Raw genomic sequence first — 20,224 nt, 5'->3', positions numbered from 1 at the left:
AAGCCGAACCCTCATGGGAAATACACGGTTCCGGCACACAACCCCCGCACGTCCCCTGTCGGAGCGCCGGACGACGCGAGCATCATGGCGTGAGCTTCGAGCAGGCCCAGGACGCGACAGCGAAGGGGCGGGCGATGGGCACGGACACCGCGCAGGCGACGGCGGGACCCGTACGGACCAGGCAGCCGGGGCGAGTGATGGTCGACTGGCTGACGACCACCGACCACAAGAAGATCGGCCATCTCTACCTGATCACCTCGTTCGCGTTCTTCCTGGTCGGCGGTCTGATGGCGCTGCTGATGCGGGCCGAGCTAGCCCGGCCCGGCTCGCAGCTCATGGACAACAACCAGTTCAACCAGCTGTTCACCATGCACGGCACGATCATGCTGCTGCTCTTCGCGACCCCGGCCTTCGCCGGCTTCGCCAACGAGATCATGCCGCTGCAGATCGGCGCCCCGGACGTCGCGTTCCCGCGGCTGAACATGCTGTCGTACTGGCTGTTCCTGTTCGGCGGGCTGATCGTGATGGGCTCGCTGCTGGTGCCCTCGGGGCCCGCCAACTTCGGCTGGTTCGCGTACGCGCCGCTCAACAGTCTGGAGCGATCACCGGGCATCGGGGCGGCTATGTGGATCATGGGGCTGGCGCTGGCCGGCTTCGGCACGATCCTCGGCGCGGTGAACTTCCTGACCACGATCATCGGGATGCGCGCCCCCGGTATGACGATGTTCCGGATGCCGATCTTCACCTGGAACACGCTGTTTCACGTCGATCCTGATCCTGATGGCGTTCCCGGTGCTGGCGGCCGCGCTGCTCTGTCTGGAGGCGGACCGGCACTTCGGCAGCCACATCTTCGACGCGGCGAACGGCGGGGCGCTGCTGTGGCAGCACCTGTTCTGGTTCTTCGGGCATCCCGAGGTGTACATCATCGCGCTGCCGTTCCTCGGGATCATCACGGAGATCATCCCGGTGTTCAGCCGCAAGCCGATCTTCGGCTATCTGACGCTGGTCGGCGCGACGATGGCGATCACCGGGCTCTCGGTGGTCGTGTGGGCGCACCACATGTTCGCGACGGGCGCGGTGCTGCTGCCGTTCTTCTCCTTCATGAGCTTCCTGATCGCCGTGCCGACCGGCGTGAAGTTCTTCAACTGGACGGGGACGATGCTCAAGGGCTCGCTGTCCTTCGAGACACCGATGCTGTGGTCGGTCGGCTTTCTGGTGTCGTTCCTGTTCGGGGGGCTGACCGGGGTGATCCTGGCCTCGCCGCCAATGGACTTCCACGTCACGGACACGTACTTCGTCGTCGCGCACTTCCACTACGTGGTGTTCGGCACCGTCGTCTTCGCGACCTTCGCCGGCTTCTTCTTCTGGTGGCCCAAGTTCACCGGGAAGATGCTCGACGAACGGCTCGGCAAGATCCAGTTCTGGACCCTGTTCGTCGGCTTCCACCTGACGTTCCTGGTGCAGCACTGGCTGGGCGCCGAGGGCATGCCACGGCGGTACGCGGACTATCTGGACGCCGACGGCTTCACCGCGCTCAACACCGTCTCGACGATCGGCGCCTTCCTGCTCGGCCTGTCGACACTGCCGTTCGTCCACAACGTCTGGAAGACCGCCAAGTACGGCAGGAAGGTCGACGTCGACGACCCCTGGGGCTTCGGCCGCTCCCTGGAGTGGGCGACCGCGTGCCCGCCGCCGCGGCACAACTTCGAAACGCTGCCCCGGGTCCGCTCCGAGTCCCCGGCCTTCGACCTGCACCATCCGGAGTACGCGGCCCTCACACCGCCCCGGGCCCGCTCCGGCCAGGAACGGAGCCCTCAGATCCGCTTCGGTCGAGAGCGGCCGACAGACGGTCCCGGGCCACTCTGATCGCCTCGGTGAGCTCATCGGGTTCGATCACCTCGAACGCGAAGCCCATCAGCACGACGTGGATGACCATCACGTCGAGGCTCGCGGCCCCGGTGCGCAGGACGCAACTGCCGGGGCCCTCCGCCTCCAGGACCCCGGCCGAGGGCGAGATCCGCTCGGCCGCCTCCTCCACGGGCACGAACAGCCGGACGACGGCGTGCGAGGCGTACGCGCGCGTGGAGACGCCTTGGGAGACGTACGCGGCCAGGTCCTCGGCCGGTGCCTCGCGGGGCGTGAAGCGCGGCCCGTGCGGCGGCCGGGGGGTGATGCGGTCGGCGCGGAACGTGCGCCAGTCGTCGCGGTCGACGTCCCAGGCGACCAGGTACCAGCGGCGCTCGGTGCACACCAGGCGGTGCGGTTCGACCGTACGGCGAGTGGGGGCGCCGTCGTGGCCGCGGTACTCGAAGCGCAGCCGCTCGGCGTCCCGGCAGGCGTTCGCCAGTTCGGTGAGGACGGCCGGGTCGACGGCCGAGGGCTGCGGGCCGCGCAGCATCGGCACGGTGAACGCGTTGAGGGCGCCCACGCGGCGGCGCAGCCGGTGGGGCAGCACCTGTTCGAGCTTGGTGAGAGCCCGTACGGAGGACTCGCCGATGCCCTCGATGCCCTGCCCGGCCGCCGTGCGCAGCCCGACGGCCACGGCGACCGCCTCCTCGTCGTCCAGCAGCAGCGGCGGCAGCTCGGCCCCGACGCCGAGCTGATAGCCGCCGCCGGTGCCGGGGCTGGCGTTCACCGGGTAGCCGAGCTCGCGCAGCCGGTCCACGTCGCGGCGCACGGTGCGCGGGGTGACGCCGAGACGCTCGGCGAGGTCGGCGCCGGACCATTCGCGGTGGGCCTGGAGGAGCGAGAGCAGGCGGAGCAGGCGTGCCGATGTCTCCAACATGGGCGCGAGTCTGCCAGGCATTGAGGACAGGGGGCGTCCGCAATGCCTGGCGGGCGGTGCTTCAGCTCACCGCGGTGACCGAGACGGACAGGTCGTTGCCGACCGTGTAGTACGGCCTGGCCGCCATCCGGCCGCGCTCCGTCTCCAGGCGGGCCTTCGGGTAGACGAACACCGGCTTCCTGTCGACGATGTCGTCGAGCAGCCGCGCGATCCGCACCCTCGGTCCGGCCTCCCCCGCCGGGCGCAGCCACAGGTCCCAGACGCCGGGCGCGAGGGCGCCGAGGGCCACGGTGAAGCCGAACCCGGCCCGGTCCGTGGTGATGTCGGCCCGGACGGCGGGCGCCGACCCGTCCCGGCTCGCGAGTTCGGCGTACGCGTCCGGTGCGCACTCGGTGCCGTACACCCGGCCTCGTACGCTCAGCTCACCGTCCTTCACATACAGTTCGCCCGCCTCGGTGTGCGGGGCGCGCCGCCAGCAGCGGATGCTGAGGTTGCCGTGCTTGGTGGGGTACGGGATGCGGACGGCGACGTGGTCGTCGGCCTCGCCGGGAACGCGGTCGACGAGGGAGCGCAGGTCGTTGGTCCCGGGCGTCAGGCGGCGCGGTGTGCCGTCGGCCGGCTCGGCGTAGACGTCCCAGCGGCCCTCGGACAGATCGACGCTGCTGGGCAGGGCGGCCCTGAGGCGGCCGTCGGCGGCCGGGGTGAGCGGGAGGCGCACCTCGTCCTCGGCGTCGCGGAGCCTGAGGACCAGGTGGGCCGGGCCGGGCGCGCCGGGGTCGGCGATCTCGAAGGTCAGGCCGCCCGCGGAGTCGGCGACGCAGTCGGCGCGCGGGGCCTTCGAGGCGCCCCCGTCGTTGTCCCGGCGTGCGGTCCGGGAAGCCAGGGTCATCATGCGGTGCGCTCCTTCTTGAGTGCGAGGAGTCCGGCGTCCCGGACGGCGTAGGCTCCGCCGACCAGGGCGCCACGGGTGCGGTGCAGCGAGCCGCGCATGCGTCCGCCGAGGGTGGTGCCGCTCCGTGCGGCCAGGTCGGAGAACATCGACTCGTAGCGTTCGGCGATCCGGGCCGGGTCGAAGCGCTCGGAGTTCTTGAGCGCCGCGTGCGCCATCTGCTGCCGCTGTGCGTCGTCGTTGATCAGTTCGAGGAGCCCGCCGGCGATGGCCCCGGCCTTGCCGACCTCCACGAGCCGGCCGTCGACGCCGTTGTCGATGATCTCACCGGGACCGTGCGGGCAGTCGGTCGAGACCACCGGCAGTCCGCAGCGCATGGCCTCGACGATCGTCATGCCGAACGACTCCATGCTGGAGGTGACGGCGGCGATCGAGCCCTTGGCCCACTCGGGCTCGATGGGGTTGGCCGGGCCCATCAGGTAGACGTGGTTGTAGAGGTCCAGCTTGTCGATGAGCGTGCGGAGTTTGTCGTGCTGCTTGCCGCCGCCGTAGATGCGCAGCCGCCAGTCGGGCCGCTGTTCACGCACCCTGTCGAAGGCCTTGACGAGCAGGTCGTACCGCTTGACCGGCGCCAGCCGGCCCGCGGCCACGACCCACTTGCCGGAGCCGTCCGCGGGGTCGATGCCCGGCGCGGGCACCGGGTTGGGCAGGGCCTCCACGCGGACGCCGGGCAGCCGCATCCCGGCACCGTACGCGCGGGCGTCGGCCCGCGTGGTCGTGGTGAGCGCGTCCAGGCGCGGGTAGAGGCCCCGCAGGGTGGCGCGCAGGGCCGGTGAGTGGCTGTCCAGCGTGAGGTGCTCCTGGCCGACACGGACGGGCCCGCGGCGGGTCTGCCGGGCCAGGTGCACGTTCAGCCCCGGCCGGGTGCCGACCACGACGTCGGCGTCGACCGAGGCGAGGTGTTCGGCGATGCGCCGGTCACTGAGAACGCTGTACTGCGCGTAACGGCCCTCCGCGCGCGGGAAAACACGCGCCGGACGGTTCAATTCCGGATTTCCGCTGTCCCCGCTGTTCTCACGGACGTCGACGAGATGACGCAGACGCACCCTCGAATCGGGCGTGAAGACGGGCTCGTCGCGATGGCGGAAGACAGAGACGACCTCGACGTCGTGCTGCTGGGCCAGGGTGTTCGCGAGGTTGTACGTCGTGCGGATCGTCCCCCCGATTCCGTACGCGTTGTGTATCAGGAAAGAGATCTGCATGCGTCCCCGTATCTCCGTCTGGTCCTACTGCCTCTCAGTCAGATCGGATAACGGGCAGGATGGTTGGCCTCCATCACCAATCCGTTCTGCAAGAGTTGCCCTATTGGTAACCGAACGAGGGAACCTTTTCCCGCCGACACGCATTAGGGCTCGTACAACAGCTGCGGTACGTCGAAACAGTTGTCGTTCATCTCCCCCTGGGCTCACCCAGCCCCGCTCGTCCTGCCAACGGGCCACCGAGACACAGGTCCTGCGGGTCTTCGGCGGCTCGTCGTGCCGCTCGTACACGACGGGGAGGAGCAGGCCGTCGGCGGTGTACGGCTCGCCGCGGTCCATGAACGCGTCGACACACGCGCGCGTGACGCCCGTTCCGGCACACGCCCGCGCCGCGTCCGTGAACCACATGGCCGCCGCCCAGCCCTCCAACTGCCACTGGGAATGCGTCTCAAGGCCCTCGGTGGCGTCGCGGAACTCCCGTACGGCCTCGTGGCCGGTGTCCTCGTAGTTACGGCTGGACCCGGTCGCCCACAGGGCGTTGCGGCAGCGCGGGGCGTCCTTGTAGTCCTCGGGGACCGTCGACGTCCAGTTCTGCACGTTGGTGACCTTGGCGGTCGCCTCGGCGCCCACGTCGTCCATCGCCTGGCACAGCCGGGCGTTGCCGTGCGTGTCGAGGGCGTCGAAGACGAGGTCGGCGCCCTGCTCCTTCAGGTCGGCCGCCGCCGCACGGAAGTTGGGCAGCGCGAAGTCGACCTGCTCGGTGACCACCTCGTAGCCCTCGGCCTGAAGACCCCGGGCGACCAGACGGGCGTACGCGGCCGACGCGGACTGGTTGTACGACACGACCGCGGCCGTACGGGCGCCGTGCTCGCGCTTGAAGTAGCGGTACACCTCGGTGCCGCCGGCCTGCCTGCCGTCCCAGCCGGTCTCGCCGTTCCGGGGCGCGAGGCTGCAGTAGATGCCGTACAGGTGCGGGTAGCGTCGTACGCCGGGCCGATGGGCTGACCGCCGATGTCGGGCACGCGCGCGTGAGACGCGTTCGGCGCCCGCGTAGTCGAAGGCGGTGGCGGCGACGAGGGCGACGGCCCTGTCCACCTCGATCAGCCGGTGCACGCACTCGTTGTTGCCGACGCCGCTGCCCTCGTCGTCGCACTCCCGCACCTCAACCTCGCGGCCGCCGATACCCCCGCGCGCGTTGAGCCGCTCGAAGTAAGCCCTGGCCCCGTCGCGCGGGCCGGTGAAGGCGTTGCCGCCGACGGGGCTGGTGGCGCTGGTGATGATGCCGACGCGGATCGGGGTGCCGCCCCGCTGAGTGGTGTCGCCCGGTCCTCGAAGTCGCTCTCCGGGAGGCGGCTGCCACAGGCCGAGGCCAGCAGGAGGAGCAGACCCGCGGCGGCGGTCTCAGCAGCCCGGGCCCGGCGACTCATTGCCGCTCAGCACGACCAGCCCGCACAGCGTCCTGACGGAGACCTTCCAGGTGCCGTCCTCCTCGATGGCCGTTCCCGCCGAGTCCGGCAGGGCCGTGGCGCCGTTCAGGCGGCGTGCTGCTGGCGCCGTACGTACGGACCCGTACGGCATGCCGATCCTCGTCGTGGAGGTGGTGGCCGTCGCGGTGGCCTCCCGGATGCGGAGCCTGCCGGTGGCCGTGGTGGTCGCGCTGGGCATGTCACCGACGGTCGCGGCCCGCACGTACGAGCTACTGAACGGCCTCGACGCCTGTGTGGTGATCGCCGAACAGCGCCTGCCGCCCGGTCTCCACGGCCGGGCGGCACTCGTGTACGAACTGCGGTGCGGGTCACTGGTGTTCGCCGGGGAGGCGGCCGAACTGGCCTGAGAGGTCCGGGAAAGGGCCGCGGAGTCCCACCCGGTCAGTGGGCCGGGTGGGACCCGCGTACCCGGGGGGTCAGGGAGCGCGGCTCAGATCTTGAGCCGCTGACCGGGCACGATCATGTCGGGATCACCGCCGATGACGGCCTTGTTGGCGGCGTAGATCCGCTGCCAGGTGGTCCCGTGGCGCGCCGCGATGCCGCTCAGCGTGTCACCGCTGCGCACGGTGTAGTCGCCGCGGGACGAACTGCGGTCGGTGTGGCCCGAGGAGCGGGTCGGCAACTGTTCGGACCGCTGGGCCGGGGCGGGCTTCGGGTTCTCCGAGCCGGTCGAGGGCGCGGCGGGGGCGCTGCCGTACGCTCCGGCCCGCGCCGAACAGGTCGGCCAGGCGCCCCAGCCCTGGCCACGCTGGACCTTGGTGGCGATCTCGATCTGCTGGGCCTTGGAGGCCTGGTCGGCGGTGGCCGCGTAGGCCGTGCCGCCGTACGCGCGCCAGGTGGAGGCGGAGAACTGGAGTCCGCCGTAGTAGCCGTTGCCGGTGTTGATGTGCCAGTTTCCGCCGCTCTCGCACTGTGCGATGCGGTCCCACACTCCGCCGTCGGCCGCCGCCGCGTTGCCGTGCGCGGCGAGAAGTCCGAGCGGGGCGAGCAGGGCCGCTCCGGCGAGGACCGCCGTCGTACGCGTCTTGCGCGTGTTGCCGTGGGTGTTGTTGTGGGTGTTGTCGGCACATTCGGACATGTATTTCCCTCTCCAAGGACCCGGGGTCCCCCAAGGCGGGGCACGGCCTGCCCGCACGGAACGCGGGTGCCGTACTCCGCCCCGTCCGCCGGCGGTGGTGCTGCGAGTCGGCTGTGTGGCGCGGCCGGCGGACGTCCCGAGCGGTGCTCGTTGCACACGGCGAGGAATCTAGGGAGCCGGGTGACCCGATATCAACCAACTCCTTGTCATTCCAGGTCAGTTCGCCGTTACCGTGAGTATCGACTACTTTCGGCCACCCACTTCATTCCACGATTTCCGGATTTGTCGACCTGTCCCCCCGACGATCCGTGACTCACCTCACCGGATCAATGTCTTGGGAAATCCGAGGAGTTGGCGCGGAGTAGCCGATTCCGCCCGGGGATTCACGCTGCGCGTCGGATGGTTCGATTCCGTACGTCGTCGGGCGTGACTCCGGCCACAGATCGCCCGTTGTCTTCTTCATGAGCCGGGACCCCCGCGCTCATGGGCCGGGAGCCACCCGGCACCGTCACGCACCGCATCCCGAGGAGCCACCCGTGCCGCGCATGCTCGACGTCGGCGACGACGTACGCGCCGAGATCGGCGACGAAGAAGCTGACCGGCTGCTCGCCGGAGACAACGCCCCCGGCAGTTACGACTGCACGTCCTGCCGCACTCCGGGCGACTCCGAGCAGGAGCGCACCAGCACCGTCCTGTTCGTCGGCGACGAGACCGCCGTCCTCGCCTTCGCCCACGCCACCTGTCTGCCCTCGCAGGTCGTCCAGGTCACCGAGGAGCAGTTGCAGGGCGCCGTCCGTTCCATCACCGCCGACGACGGTCCCGTCAAGGCCGTGCCCGAGCAGGCCGTGCTCGGGGTGACCAGCGGACTCGTCCTGATCGAGGGCGAATTGCACCCGGCGCTCGTCGTGGAGCCGACCGCCCCCATCGCGCGCCCCGGTACCGCCGGCGCCGGTGACGACTTCCTGCCGCTGCTCATCGAGCAGGGCTTCATGCCGCTCTCCCAGATCGGCTCGGTGCCACCGGTGCTGCACGGCTGGTCCGTGCTGCTCGCCATGGGCCAGCTGCACGCCATCCTGCAGCCGGGCCCGGGCGGCGCCCAGCCGGTCGCCTGGTGGCAGGCCCACCAGGCCCTCCAGGTCGCCGACAGCTGGCGCGCGGCCGCCAACAAGCACCAGCGGGTGCTGTTGTTCGCGGCTCCGGTCGGCTCCATCGGGCGCCAGCAGCGCGAGGACCTGCTGCGCGAGGCGCTCGACAAGGCCGCGGCCAACGGGCAGTTGGTGGGGGCGGAGCTGCCGCTCGCCGGAACGTGAGCGCTCCGCTGGGTTGAGCGGGGGACGGCGGGTTGGTTGTCGGCTGCGGGTTATTGGTGGCCGGTCGCGCCCACGCGACACAGCCCCGCGCCCCTTTGGGGACGCCTCCCGGCCGCTCGACAGAGCGTGAGCGTGTCGTTGGGTTGAGCGGAGACGGCGGGTTCGTTGTCGGCTGCCGGTCGTCGGTGGCTGGTGGCGCCCACGCGGCGGAGGCGCATATCGACACAGCCCCGCGCTCCTTAGGGGCGCCTCGGCCGCTCGACAGAGCGTGAGCGTGTCGTTGGGTTGAGCAGGGGACGACAGGTTCGTTGTCGGCTGCCGGTCGTCGGTGGCTGGTGGCGCCCACGCGGCGGAGGCGCATATCGACACAGCCCCGCGCTCCTTACGGGGCGCCCCCGGCCAGGACAGTTGCGGGCGGCCCAAAAGGTCTCGTAGCCGCATCTCTTCGGCGGTGGGGTCGTTTGGAGTTACGTGCACGCATATGACGTCCCCCGCCGCCAGTCCTATCAGCCGATCCCGTCTGCGCGATCGGCGCAGGACCCCTCTTCGGGCGGCCCGTCGGCTACGCCGATCTATGACGCGCTCTATGCCGAGTGGGTGCGGTCCTACCGGGCCCTGCCCGGTGACCGCCATGGTGAAGAGGAGCTGGGCTTCACCGCCTTCGGCAACCCCCCGTACAACACGGGTTCGTACGGCGGACGCCACGGTGCCGCGGCGTTCGCGACCGGGCATCTCGCCTCGCAGCAGAGCGCGAGGCAGGAGCAGCAGCAGAGCCAGGCGGCCACGGCGACGTCCGTGTGGCAGCCGGTCGGGCGGATGCCCACGGGGCACACCGGAATGCACCGGATCCCCGCCGCACTGCCACCGGCGCCGCGCCGAGGGCTCTGAGCCCGGAGGGAGCGAGGAAGCTTCAGGACGTGAGGGCGGCGCCCCCAGGGTTCGTGACCTGGGGGCGCCGCTCTACGTTCCCGTACTCCTACTTCTTCTTGCCGCGCTTCTCGCGCACCCGCACCGAGATATGGATCGGCGTCCCCTCGAAGCCGAACTCCTCGCGCAGCCGGCGTTCGATGAAGCGGCGGTAGCCGGCCTCGATGAAGCCGGAGGCGAAGAGGACGAAACGCGGGGGCTTCGTGCCGGCCTGCGTGCCGAAGAGGATGCGGGGCTGCTTGCCGCCACGGATCGGGTGCGGGTGGGCCGAGACCAGTTCGCCGAGGAAGGCGTTGAGGCGGCCCGTGGGCACGCGGGTCTCCCAGCCCGCGAGCGCGGTCTCGATGGCCGGGACCAGCTTCTCCATGTGCCGCCCGGTGCGCGCGGAGACGTTGACGCGGGGCGCCCAGGCCACCTGGCCGAGCTCGGTCTCGATCTCGCGCTCCAGGTAGTAGCGGCGCTCCTCGTCGAGGGTGTCCCACTTGTTGTACGCGATGACCAGCGCGCGCCCGGCCTCGACGGCCATCGTCACGATCCGCTGGTCCTGGACCGAGATGGCCTCCGAGGCGTCGATCAGGACGACCGCGACCTCGGCCTTCTCCACGGCGGCGGCGGTGCGCAGGGAGGCGTAGTAGTCGGCGCCCTGCTGGAGGTGGACGCGCTTGCGGATGCCTGCCGTGTCGACGAACTTCCAGGTCGTGCCGCCGAGTTCGATCATCTCGTCGACCGGGTCGCGGGTGGTGCCCGCGATCTCGTTGACGACGACGCGCTCCTCACCGGCCACCTTGTTCAGCAGCGAGGACTTGCCGACGTTCGGGCGGCCGATGAGGGCGATACGGCGCGGGCCTCCGAGCCCGGTGCCGAAGGTCTGCGCGGGTGCGTCCGGCAGGGCCTCCAGGACCTGGTCCAGCATGTCGCCGGTGCCGCGGCCGTGCAGCGCGGAGACCGGGTACGGCTCGCCGAGGCCGAGGGACCACAGGTACGCCGCGTCGGCCTCGCCGCTCGGGCCGTCCACCTTGTTGGCGCACAGCACCACGGGCTTGCCGGCCTTGCGGAGGAGCCGTACGACCGCCTCGTCGGTGTCGGTCGCGCCGACCTTGGCGTCGACGACGAAGACGACGGCGTCGGCGGCCTCGATCGCGTACTCGGCCTGCGCGGCCACGGACGCGTCGATGCCGAGGACGTCCTGCTCCCAGCCGCCGGTGTCGACGACCTTGAAGCGGCGGCCCGCCCACTCGGCCTCGTAGGTCACGCGGTCGCGGGTGACGCCGGGCTTGTCCTCGACGACGGCCTCGCGGCGGCCGATGATGCGGTTCACCAGGGTCGACTTGCCGACATTCGGGCGGCCGACGACGGCGAGGACCGGGAGCGGGCCGTGACCGGCCGCCTCGATGGCGCCCTCGACGTCCTCCGGGTCGAAGCCCTCTTCCGCGGCGAGCTCCATGAACTCCGCGTACTCGGCGTCGCCAAGTGCTCCGTGCTCATGGGCCTCGCCCGAGCCGTCGGAGTGGATCTGGTCGTTCATGAAGTCCGTACCTCGTTCATCGTGGTGATCGGTGGAGCACCTCGGGTGCCGGTGATCCACTACTCAAGTGTCGCCCGGCGCCCGGTGGGACGCCCGGCGTTTTCCGGGCGCCCGTCAGGCGCCGGCCGTCTCGTCCGCCTTCTGCGGGCGGCCGGTCCGGCATCTGGCGTCCTCCAGGTGGGCGGTGAGCCGTTCCTGGATGCGTACGGTCGCCTCGTCGAGCGCCTTGCGCGTACGCCGCCCGCTTCCGTCTCCTGCCTCGAACGGGTCGCCGAAGACGACGTCGATGCGTCGGCGCAGCGGAGGCAGCCCTCGTATCAACCGTCCGGACACCTCGGAACTTCCCAGCACCGCGACCGGCACGATCGGGGCGCCGCCGCGGACCGCGAAGTACGCGAGCCCGGCGCGCAGCGAGGCGAAGTCGCCGTCGCCGCGGGTGCCCTCGGGGAAGATGCCGAGGACTCCGCCGTTCTCCAGCACGCCCAGCGCCCGGGTGATCGCCGTGCGGTCGGCGGTCGAGCGGTCCACCTTCAGCTGGCCGATGCCGAGCAGGAAGGGGTCGAGGGGGCCGACGAACGCCTCCTTCTTGATCAGGAAGTGCGTCGGCCGGGGCGCCACGCCCATGACCATCGGGCCGTCGATGTTGTGCGAGTGGTTCACGGCCAGGATCACCGGGCCGGTCGCGGGAACCCTCCAGGAGCCGAGGACGCGCGGCCTCCACAGGCCGTACATCAGGCCGACGCCGATGCGCCGTCCGACCTCGGCACCCCGTACCGATGGCGCCTCGGTCACTTCGCTGCCCGCTTCTCCTCGACGAGGGTGATCACGCACTCGATGACCTGCTGGAGCGTGAGGTCGGAGGTGTCCACCTCGACCGCGTCGTCCGCCTTGGCGAGCGGCGAGGTCTTGCGGCCGGAGTCGGCGGCGTCCCGCTTGAGCAGGGCCTCGCGGGTGGCATGGACGTCGGTGCCCTTCAGCTCACCGTTGCGGCGGGCCGCGCGGGCCTCCGGGGAAGCCGTGAGGAAGATCTTCAGGTCGGCGTCCGGCAGCACGGTGGTGCCGATGTCCCGGCCCTCGACGACGATGCCGTTCTCGGCGCCGGCCGCGAGCGACCGCTGCAGCTCGGTGATCCGCGCCCGCACCTCGGGCACCGCGCTGACCGCGCTGACCTTGGAGGTGACCTCCTGGGTACGGATCGGACCTGCGACATCCGTCCCGTCCACGGTGATGGTCGGCGCGGACGGGTCGGTCCCGGAGACGATCTCCGGCTTCCCGGCCACGGCGGCGATCGCCGAGGGGTCGCCGATGTCGATCCCGTTGTTGACCATCCACCAGGTGATCGCCCGGTACTGGGCGCCGGTGTCCAGGTAGCTCAGACCGAGCTGCGCGGCCACGGCCTTCGAAGTGCTCGACTTGCCCGTGCCGGAGGGGCCGTCGATGGCGACAATCACTGCCGGGGCGGTCCGGGCGGCGCCGTTTTCCACGGTGTGGACACCTTCCTGGTGCGAGGTGGTGGATGCGGGGGCGCGATTGTGCCCTGCACAAGGTTACTGGCTTCCCGGACCCGGTATGACTGGTCCTTCGCGCAGCCCGTGGCGAGGGCTACTGCCGGATCGCCCAGCCCCGCTCCCGCAGCGCCGCGGTCAGCACCGGCGCCGCCTTCGGCTCCACCATCAGCTGGACCAGACCCGCCTGCTGCCCGGTCGCGTGCTCGATGCGTACGTCCTCGATGTTGACCCCGGCCATCCCCGCGTCCGCGAAGATGCGGGCCAGCTGGCCGGGCTGGTCGTCGATGAGGACGACGACGACCTCGTACGTCCGTGGAGCGGAGCCGTGCTTGCCGGGGACGCGGACCTGGCCGGCGTTGCCGCGGCGCAGGACGTCCTCGATGCCGGTCGTGCCCTCGCGGCGCTTGGCCTCGTCGGAGGACTGGAGGGCGCGCAGGGCCTGCACGGTCTCGTCGAGGTCGGCGGCCACGTCGGCGAGGAGGTCGGCGACCGGGCCCGGGTTGGCGGAGAGGATGTCGATCCACATGCGGGGGTCGGAGGCCGCGATCCGGGTCACGTCCCGGATGCCCTGCCCGCACAGCCGTACGGCCGTCTCCTCGGCGTTCTCCAGGCGTGCGGCGACCGTGCTGGAGACCAGGTGGGGCATGTGGGAGACGAGGGCGACGGCCCGGTCGTGGGCGTCGGCGTCCATGACCACGGGCACGGCACGGCAGTGCGACACCAGTTCCAGGGCGAGGTTGAGGACCTCGGTGTCGGTGTCCCGCGTCGGCGTGAGCACCCAGGGGCGGCCCTCGAACAGGTCGCCGGTCGCCGCCAGGGGGCCGGACTTCTCGCGGCCGGACATGGGATGCGTACCGATGTACGGGGCGAGGTCGAGGCCGAGCGCCTCCAGCTCGCGGCGCGGGCCGCCCTTCACCGACGCCACGTCGAGGTAGCCGCGGGCCAGGCCGCGCCCCATCGCGTCGGCGAGGGTCGTGGCCACGTGCGCGGGCGGGGCGGCCACGATCGCGAGGTCGACCGGCCCCTCGGGCGCCTCGTCGGTACCCGCGCCGAGCGCGGCCGCCGTACGCGCCTGCTCCGGGTCACGGTCGGTGAGGTGGACGGTGACGCCGCGCTGGGCCAGCGCCAGGGCCGCCGACGTGCCGATCAGCCCGGTTCCGATGACAAGTGCGGTCCTCACTGGGCGATGTCCTTGCGGAGCGCGGCGGCGGCGCCGAGGTAGACGTGCGCAATGTCGGAGCGGGGCCGGTCGGACTCGATGTGCGCGAGGACGCGTACGACCCGGGGCATGGCGCCCGCGATGTCCAGCTCCTGCGCGCAGATCAGGGGTACGTCGACGATGCCGAGCTTGCGGGCCGCGGCCGCCGGGAAGTCGCTGTGCAGGTCGGGCGTGGCCGTGAACCAGATGCTGATCAGGTCGTCCGCGGTGAGCCCGTTGCGCTCCAGGACGGCGGTGAGCAGCTCGCCGACCTGCTCGTCCATGTGTCCGGCCTCGTCCCGCTGAAGTTGGACGGCGCCCCGGACCGCTCGTACCGCCACGGCTCTGCTCCTCGCTGATCGGCTCCCTTTGACCGACAAGCCTAAGCGCTCCGCCGGGGGTCCGGTGCTTCACCTGCGGGTCTGTCGTGGGCCAGACCTGCGCGTCCGTCGTGGGCCGGCCGCTGACGTCACCGCCCTGCGCCCCTCCGGGGCTCTGCCGAACCCCACCGGACTTCGCCGGACCGGCTCGGTCAGCCCGTCACGCACGGGTGCGCGGCGCCCGCCCGCCGAGCACCACGGACGCTCACCGGCTCTGTGCCTCGATGATGTCCTTGAGGGAGCCCGAGGGGACCCGTCCGTCCGGGGTGAGCTTGTCGACGGTTTCGGGCAGCACCTGGGCGATCTCGATCGCGACCCGGTCCGGGCTGACACCCGTCCGCTCGGCGACCTCCCTGAGGGTCTCGTACGGCAGCGCCTGCTGGATCTGCGCTCCGGTCACGGGCTGGTTCTCGCCCGTGCCGACCCAGGAGTTCTTCTGCTCGGCGAGGCGGGACTCGGTGAGCGTGTCCAGCAGCCCGCCCAGCGGATTGCCGCCGTCGCCACTCGCACCGTCGCCGCTCGCGCCGTCGCCCAGGGTCCCGAGCAGTGCGCCCAGGATGCCGGCCCCGCTGGAACCGCCGCCCTGGCCGCCCCCGCCGAGGAGGCCGTCGAGCAGACTGCCGAGATCGTTGCTCGCCATGGTCACGCCTTTCGCAAGCCGTTCGGGACTTTCCGAGAGTTTGGAGAATGTCGAGAGTTCGGAGGTTCGAGAGTTCGGCCGGTCGTATGTGACGAACCCCGGCCCCAGACCCTGACAATGTCACGCGAACGTCACTGTCCCGCCACTTGGGGTGAATCGCGCCCGTGCGCCTCTGGACGCCGTCCCGTGTGTCCGCTTGCATGGGGGAGGCTGTCCGCGCCACGCCTCGGGGGAGGCACATATGAAGCGCTCCGGACCACTGTTCACACTGCTCGGGGGACTCCTGCTCGCCCTGTTCATGCTGTCGCTCAACGCGACGACAGGGACGCGCACGACGTCGTCGACCGACAGCGTCTCGCCGGGCGACACGGTCACGGTCTCACCGAGCCCCACGCCCACGGCCGCGCCGACGAAGAGCGCGCCGCCACCCAGCCGCACTCCCACCACGAGCCCGCCGCCCAACGCCGACTACGCGGGCCGTACCGACGACGACTCCGCCGCGATCGCCGTCTCCCTGCGCGACGGCAGGGCGATCGCGTACTTCTGCGACGGCCGCGACCAGGAGTCCTGGCTCAAGGGCGACGTCGAGGACGACGGCTCCATGACGCTCACGAGCCGGAACGGCGGCGAGCTGGCCGGCACGCTCAAGGACAGGAGCATCACCGGCACCGTGAACCTCGACGGCGAGCGGTACGGCTTCACGGCCGACAAGGCGGTCAAGCCCTCGGGGCTGTACCGGGCCACGGCCACCGTGCGGGGCGCCGAGGTCGACGGCGGCTGGATCGTGCTGCGGGGCGGCCGCCAGGTCGGCATCCTCAATCGCGACGGCATGCCCTCGGCCGCGCCCGAGATCGACCCCGAGACCGGCGCCGTGACGATCGACGGCGAGCAGCTCACGGCCCGACCGGTCACCCCTTGACCCTCCTGACCTTTTGGCCTTCTTGGCCGACTCCATGACACCCCCTGACCCAGGGAGCCGATCATGACCGTCGATCCGAACGCCGCCACCCAGAACTTCCCGTCCCCGCACCCCGGCCACGCCCGCCCGAACGCCACCCGCTATCTCGTCCCGGCGCTGGTCGCGTGCGCGGTCGCGGTCGGACTCGGCGCTTATGGCAAGGTGCACGATCCGCAGGGCACCGCCTTCAACCTCGCCGGGTTCAGCAGCACGGGCGCGGTGAAGTCCTGGATGGCGACGGCCGCGTTCGGCTTCGCGGTCGTCCAGTTCGTGTCGGCACTCATGATCTACGGCAAGCTGCCGGGCCCGAGCTGGGCGGCGGTGCTGCACCGCTGGTCGGGGCGGGTGGCGTTCCTGGTGGCGGTGCCGGTCGCAGTGCACTGCCTCTATGCGCTGGGCTATCAGACGTATGAACCGCGGGTTTTGTGGCACTCTGTCCTGGGTTGTTTCTTCTTCGGTGTTTTCAGTGCCAAGATGCTGCTGCTCCGCTCGGAGCGACTGCCCGGCTGGCTGCTGCCGATCGTCGGCGGCCTCGTCTTCGCCGCCCTCACGGTGGTCTGGCTGACCTCCGCCCTCTGGTTCTTCCGTACGTTCGGAGTGACGACATGACGATGGGTTCGACGCGGCGCACGCTTCTCGTGACGGGAGCGGCGGGCACGGCGGCGCTGCTCGCGGGATGCAACGAGTACGGCGACGAGGGCAACGACAGCTCGGAGGAGCAGCCCACCGGGGACACCGGGGCGGACGGGGGCGAGGAACTGGCCAGGACAGATGACATCCCGGTCGGCGGCGGCAAGATCTTCAAGGATCAGAAGGTCGTCGTGACGCAGCCCGAGCAGGACCAGTTCAAGGCCTTCTCGGCGGTCTGCACCCACCAGGGGTGCGTGGTCGCCAATGTCTCGGACGACACGATCAACTGCACGTGCCACGGCAGCAAGTTCAACATCGCCGACGGCTCGGTGGCGAGCGGCCCGGCGACCCGTCCGCTGCCCGCGGAGCAGATCACGGTGTCGGGAAATTCGATCCGCCTGAGCTGAACCGCCGCGTACCCTGCCGGGCATGCACCCCGAGGCCCTGGTCCATGACCACACGATCTACGCCTGCGTCATGGGTTCACGGGCCTTCGGCCTGGCCACGGACGACAGCGACACCGACCGCAGGGGTGTCTTCCTGGCGCCGACCGCCCTGTACTGGCGCTTCGAGAAGCCGCCGACGCACGTCGAGGGCCCGGCGGAGGAGCAGTTCAGCTGGGAACTGGAGCGCTTCTGCGCCCTGGCCCTGCGCGCCAACCCGAACATCCTGGAGTGCCTGCACTCCCCGTTCGTCGAGTACGCCGACGCCACGGGCCGTGAACTCCTGTCGCTGCGCGGGGCGTTCCTGTCCCGCCGGGCCCACGAGACGTTCGCGCGCTACGCGTTGGGCCAGCGCAAGAAGCTCGACGCGGACGTACGCAAGCACGGCGCCCCGCGCTGGAAGCACGCGATGCATCTGCTCCGCCTCCTGATGAGCTGCCGCGATCTCCTGCGCACGGGTGAGCTGGTCATCGACGTGGGCGACCAGCGCGAGCCTCTCCTCGCGGTGAAGCGGGGCGAGGTTCCGTGGTCCCGGGTCGAGTCCTGGATGGCCCGCCTGGCCGCGGAGACGGACGAGGCGTCGGCCCGCACCCCGCTCCCGCCCGAGCCCGATCGTGCCCGCGTCGAGGACTTCCTCGTCCGCACCCGCCGGACGTCAGCCCTGTCAACCCTCCAGGCGGACCCGGACGACGAACTCGTGCAGGGCGTCGTAGGCGGACGGGGCCTCCGGGAGCGCTGACAGCGCCTGTGTCTCGTCCAGCGTCGCGTGCAGCCGCTCCACGTCGTCGGCCACGCGCGCGTGGTCCACGGCGGCCGTCGCGTGCTCCTGCTCGGCCTTGGCGGCGATCAGGTCCGGCAGGTAGGCGGGCGCGTCGGTCTCCCGTATCAGGGTGGGTAGATGGGCCTGTATCTCGCCGCTGCGCATCAGGTGGATCCCGGTGAGCAGCACGCGGAACGTGTAGAGCAGCGGCTTGAGTTCACCGGTCTTCTCGAAGAGCCGCAGCTGTGTGTTCGCGAACCCACGGTAGTGGTGGGCGTGGTGGCGGGTGAGGACGCCGGGTGCGAGCGAGGCCAGTTCCCGGTGGGCGTCGGTGGTGTGTGCGACGAGGGGCGAGAGCAGCTGCTCCAGCACGTAGCCGTTGCGCCGCAGCATCAGCCGTACGAACTTGCGCAGGTCGTGCGTGACCAGGTCCAGCTCGACGCCGTCCCGGTCCCACATCCTCGACCGGGTCTCCTCCGGCTCGCGCAGGCCCACCAGTTCGGCCGTCGGCAGCAGGTGGACGCCCCGCAGGTCGACGTCGGAGTCGCGCGAGGGGAAGCCGTACAGATGAGCTCCGGAGACGGTCGCGAACAGCAGGGGGTCGGGCTGTTCGGCGACCACGGGGGCCAGGTCGAGGTCGAGGGACTCGGTCATCCCTCAAGCGTCCCAGAGCGCCCCCAGCGAGACGAGGTCGCCCTGGTACTCGACCCGGTCGGCCCACTCCGTCGGCCAGGCGCCCGGACCGTGGTGGGCGCCGGCGAACGCCCCGGCGAGGCAGGCGATGGAGTCCGAGTCGCCGGAGGTGCAGGCGGCGCGGCGCAGGGCGGTGACCGGCTCGTCGAGGAAGAGCAGGAAGCAGAGCAGGCCGGTGGCGAGGGCCTCTTCGGCGATCCACCCCTCGCCCGTGGCCAGGCAGGGGTCGGTCTCGGGCGACGGGTGCCGCAGCGCCCGCTGGAGGCGGTCCAGGGCGTCGAGGCACTCGTCCCAGCCGCGGGCGATGAAGTGCGCGGGCGTGGGGTCCTCCTGGCTGTACCGCCACAGGTCGCCGAGCCAGCGCACGTGGTAGCGGCTGCGGTTCTCGTACGCGTACGACCGCAGCCGCCCGACCAGCCCGAGCGGCTCGACGCCCTGTGCCAGGAGGGCCACCGCGTGTGCGGTGAGGTCGGCGGCAGCGAGCGCGGTGGGGTGCCCGTGGGTGAGCGCGGCCTGCAACTGGGCGGCGCCCGCCCGCTGTTCGGTGCTGAGCCGCGCCATGAGGCCGAGGGGCGCGACCCTCATGTTGGCCCCGCAGCCCTTGGAGCGGATCTGGCTGGCGTCCTGCCAGGGCCGGCGTGCCTGCGCGAGGAGGTCGCAGGCGACGAGGCAGGTACGGCCGGGCGCGCGGTTGTTCTCCGGGGAGCGGGACCAGGCCACGAACTCCGCGCGTACGGCCCGCTCCAGGGCCTCGGGGCCCAGCAGGCCGCGGTCCGTCGCCGAGCGCAGCCCCCGCGCCAGCGCCAGCGTCATCTGGGTGTCGTCCGTGACGTACGCGGGACGGGGCAGCTTCATCTCCCGCCAGGGCCCGCACTTGGCGAGTATCGAGGGGATGTCGTTGAACTCGGTCGGGAAGCCGAGCGCGTCCCCGAGGGCGAGCCCCAGGAGAGATCCGGTGGCGGCGCGCTTGGCGAGCAGGGTCATGGTCATGAGGGCCGTCCTTCCGACGTGGGTCGCAACAGAGGCGGGTGCAGGGTGGTGGCCCCGCCCGCGCGGTAGAGCGCCGCGGGTTTGCCACGGCCTCCGGTCAGGCGCGCGGCACCGGGGATCTGCTCGACGAAGCCCGGCGTGGCCAGCACCTTGCGCCGGAAGTTGGGCCGGTCGAGGGCGGTGCCCCACACGGTCTCGTAGACCTGCTGGAGCTCCCCGAGCGTGAACTCGGGCGGGCAGAAGGAGGTGGCGAGACAGGTGTACTCAAGCTTGGCGCCGACGCGTTCGTGGGCGTCGGCGAGGATGCGGTCGTGGTCGAAGGCGAGCGGGCCGACGGCGTTGTAGCGCAGCCACTGGGCCTGCGCCGCGTCACCGCCGCCGTGCGGCTCGGGCGGGTCGGGCAGCAGCGCGGCGAAGGCGACGGAGACGACCCGCATCCTCGGGTCGCGGCCGGGTTCGCTGTAGGTCCGCAGCTGCTCCAGATGGAGCCCGGAGACGTCCTGAAGGCCCGTCTCCTCGGCCAGTTCACGGCGGGCCGCCTGCTCCGCGGACTCGTGCGGCAGCACGAACCCGCCGGGCAGCGCCCAGCGCCCCGCGTACGGCTCCTGCCCGCGTTCGACGAGCAGCACCTGGAGCGCGCCCGCGCGGACGGTGAGGACAGCGAGGTCGACCGTGACGGCGAAGGGTTCGTAGGCGTACTTGTCGTAGCCCTCGGGCGCGCCGCCGTTCGACGACTGGTCCGCGGGTGCGGTCATGTCCACCCA

General features: G+C 71.3%; 21 protein-coding genes and 2 pseudogenes. 8 read left to right on the top strand and 15 right to left on the bottom strand.

The window, feature by feature from the left end:
* Positions 1-134: 134 nt before the first annotated feature.
* Positions 135-1,866, top strand: a pseudogene (gene ctaD, locus ACWD3C_RS31500) (aa3-type cytochrome oxidase subunit I).
* Here ctaD and ACWD3C_RS31495 read toward each other — a convergent pair.
* From ACWD3C_RS31495 to ACWD3C_RS31475, 5 genes are all read right to left on the bottom strand, one after another.
* On the bottom strand, positions 1,775-2,785 hold the full coding sequence (locus ACWD3C_RS31495) for a helix-turn-helix transcriptional regulator (RefSeq protein WP_451149571.1): 1,011 nt from the start codon (positions 2,783-2,785) through the stop codon (positions 1,775-1,777). The pseudogene ctaD and the gene ACWD3C_RS31495 sit on opposite strands and share 92 nt — an antisense overlap.
* Positions 2,786-2,846: 61 nt before the next feature.
* Entirely contained in the window at positions 2,847-3,674 is an 828-nt protein-coding gene (locus ACWD3C_RS31490) for a hypothetical protein (protein ID WP_451149585.1), read from the bottom strand.
* Positions 3,674-4,936, bottom strand: a complete 1,263-nt coding sequence (locus tag ACWD3C_RS31485) for a glycosyltransferase family 4 protein (protein WP_451149570.1) — start codon at positions 4,934-4,936, stop codon at positions 3,674-3,676. The genes ACWD3C_RS31490 and ACWD3C_RS31485 overlap by 1 nt, the downstream gene beginning before the upstream one ends.
* Before the next feature lie 24 nt (positions 4,937-4,960).
* The gene (locus ACWD3C_RS31480; protein ID WP_451149584.1) at positions 4,961-6,211 is read right to left on the bottom strand and encodes an ABC transporter substrate-binding protein; all 1,251 of its coding nucleotides are present in this window, start codon (positions 6,209-6,211) and stop codon (positions 4,961-4,963) included.
* Between the two features lie 123 nt (positions 6,212-6,334).
* Positions 6,335-6,511: a hypothetical protein gene (locus ACWD3C_RS31475; RefSeq protein WP_451149588.1), complete on the bottom strand. Its 177-nt coding sequence runs from the start codon at positions 6,509-6,511 to the stop codon at positions 6,335-6,337.
* Positions 6,512-6,587: 76 nt separating this feature from the next.
* On the opposite strand from ACWD3C_RS31475, the pseudogene ACWD3C_RS31470 reads away from it, so the two are divergent.
* Positions 6,588-6,767: pseudogene (locus ACWD3C_RS31470) on the top strand (ABC transporter); the annotation flags it as partial.
* Positions 6,768-6,850: 83 nt separating this feature from the next.
* On the opposite strand, the gene ACWD3C_RS31465 reads toward ACWD3C_RS31470, so the two are convergent.
* Positions 6,851-7,498: a LysM peptidoglycan-binding domain-containing protein gene (locus ACWD3C_RS31465; RefSeq protein ID WP_451149569.1), complete on the bottom strand. Its 648-nt coding sequence runs from the start codon at positions 7,496-7,498 to the stop codon at positions 6,851-6,853.
* Positions 7,499-8,034: 536 nt separating this feature from the next.
* Here ACWD3C_RS31465 and ACWD3C_RS31460 point away from each other — a divergent pair.
* Both ACWD3C_RS31460 and ACWD3C_RS31455 read left to right on the top strand, forming a co-directional pair.
* Complete coding sequence (locus ACWD3C_RS31460; RefSeq protein WP_451149568.1) at positions 8,035-8,808, top strand: hypothetical protein; 774 nt, start codon at positions 8,035-8,037, stop codon at positions 8,806-8,808.
* A 471-nt stretch (positions 8,809-9,279) separates the two neighbouring features.
* On the top strand, positions 9,280-9,696 hold the full coding sequence (locus tag ACWD3C_RS31455) for a hypothetical protein (RefSeq protein WP_451149567.1): 417 nt from the start codon (positions 9,280-9,282) through the stop codon (positions 9,694-9,696).
* 88 nt (positions 9,697-9,784) lie between these two features.
* Here the strand turns inward: ACWD3C_RS31455 and der are convergent, their stop codons facing one another.
* The 6 genes from der to ACWD3C_RS31425 all read right to left on the bottom strand — a co-directional run bounded on the left by der (position 9,785) and on the right by ACWD3C_RS31425 (position 14,986).
* Positions 9,785-11,260 (bottom strand): ribosome biogenesis GTPase Der, encoded by a 1,476-nt coding sequence (gene der / locus ACWD3C_RS31450; protein ID WP_451149566.1) that lies wholly within the window; start codon positions 11,258-11,260, stop codon positions 9,785-9,787.
* A 114-nt stretch (positions 11,261-11,374) separates the two neighbouring features.
* A complete protein-coding gene (locus ACWD3C_RS31445; protein WP_451149565.1) occupies positions 11,375-12,052 on the bottom strand; it encodes a lysophospholipid acyltransferase family protein in 678 nt (225 codons plus the stop codon).
* Positions 12,049-12,744, bottom strand: coding sequence for a (d)CMP kinase (gene cmk, locus ACWD3C_RS31440; protein WP_451149564.1), 696 nt, complete (start codon positions 12,742-12,744; stop codon positions 12,049-12,051). The genes ACWD3C_RS31445 and cmk overlap by 4 nt, the downstream gene beginning before the upstream one ends.
* Before the next feature lie 118 nt (positions 12,745-12,862).
* Positions 12,863-13,948, bottom strand: coding sequence for a prephenate dehydrogenase (locus ACWD3C_RS31435; protein ID WP_451149563.1), 1,086 nt, complete (start codon positions 13,946-13,948; stop codon positions 12,863-12,865).
* Positions 13,945-14,307, bottom strand: a complete 363-nt coding sequence (aroH, locus tag ACWD3C_RS31430) for a chorismate mutase (protein WP_451149562.1) — start codon at positions 14,305-14,307, stop codon at positions 13,945-13,947. Before aroH ends, ACWD3C_RS31435 begins: the two co-directional genes overlap by 4 nt.
* Before the next feature lie 244 nt (positions 14,308-14,551).
* Positions 14,552-14,986 carry a YidB family protein gene (locus tag ACWD3C_RS31425; RefSeq protein WP_451149561.1) on the bottom strand — a complete coding sequence of 145 codons (435 nt, stop codon included), beginning with the start codon at positions 14,984-14,986 and terminating at the stop codon, positions 14,552-14,554.
* 241 nt (positions 14,987-15,227) lie between these two features.
* Between ACWD3C_RS31425 and ACWD3C_RS31420 the strand changes: the two genes are divergently transcribed.
* The 4 genes from ACWD3C_RS31420 to ACWD3C_RS31405 all read left to right on the top strand — a co-directional run bounded on the left by ACWD3C_RS31420 (position 15,228) and on the right by ACWD3C_RS31405 (position 17,756).
* On the top strand, positions 15,228-15,905 hold the full coding sequence (locus ACWD3C_RS31420; RefSeq protein WP_451149560.1) for a hypothetical protein: 678 nt from the start codon (positions 15,228-15,230) through the stop codon (positions 15,903-15,905).
* 63 nt (positions 15,906-15,968) lie between these two features.
* On the top strand, positions 15,969-16,553 hold the full coding sequence (locus ACWD3C_RS31415) for a DUF6529 family protein (protein ID WP_451149559.1): 585 nt from the start codon (positions 15,969-15,971) through the stop codon (positions 16,551-16,553).
* Complete coding sequence (locus tag ACWD3C_RS31410; RefSeq protein WP_451149558.1) at positions 16,550-16,981, top strand: Rieske (2Fe-2S) protein; 432 nt, start codon at positions 16,550-16,552, stop codon at positions 16,979-16,981. Before ACWD3C_RS31415 ends, ACWD3C_RS31410 begins: the two co-directional genes overlap by 4 nt.
* Positions 16,982-17,003: 22 nt before the next feature.
* Entirely contained in the window at positions 17,004-17,756 is a 753-nt protein-coding gene (locus tag ACWD3C_RS31405) for a nucleotidyltransferase domain-containing protein (RefSeq protein WP_451149557.1), read from the top strand.
* Here the strand turns inward: ACWD3C_RS31405 and ACWD3C_RS31400 are convergent.
* The 3 genes from ACWD3C_RS31400 to ACWD3C_RS31390 are packed head-to-tail and all read right to left on the bottom strand — an operon-like array spanning position 17,682 to position 20,215.
* Positions 17,682-18,431, bottom strand: a complete 750-nt coding sequence (locus ACWD3C_RS31400) for a nucleotidyltransferase domain-containing protein (protein ID WP_451149556.1) — start codon at positions 18,429-18,431, stop codon at positions 17,682-17,684. The two genes, ACWD3C_RS31405 and ACWD3C_RS31400, sit on opposite strands and share 75 nt — an antisense overlap.
* A 3-nt stretch (positions 18,432-18,434) precedes the next feature.
* Entirely contained in the window at positions 18,435-19,460 is a 1,026-nt protein-coding gene (locus tag ACWD3C_RS31395) for an ADP-ribosylglycohydrolase family protein (RefSeq protein WP_451149555.1), read from the bottom strand.
* Positions 19,457-20,215 (bottom strand): NUDIX hydrolase, encoded by a 759-nt coding sequence (locus tag ACWD3C_RS31390; protein WP_451149554.1) that lies wholly within the window; start codon positions 20,213-20,215, stop codon positions 19,457-19,459. The genes ACWD3C_RS31395 and ACWD3C_RS31390 overlap by 4 nt, the downstream gene beginning before the upstream one ends.
* Between the last annotated feature and the right edge of the window lie 9 nt (positions 20,216-20,224).

The sequence above is a fragment of the Streptomyces sp. NPDC002845 genome, from assembly GCF_053591955.1.
Note: the sequence above shows the minus strand (reverse complement) of the source record. Positions and strands in the feature narration are given on the sequence as shown.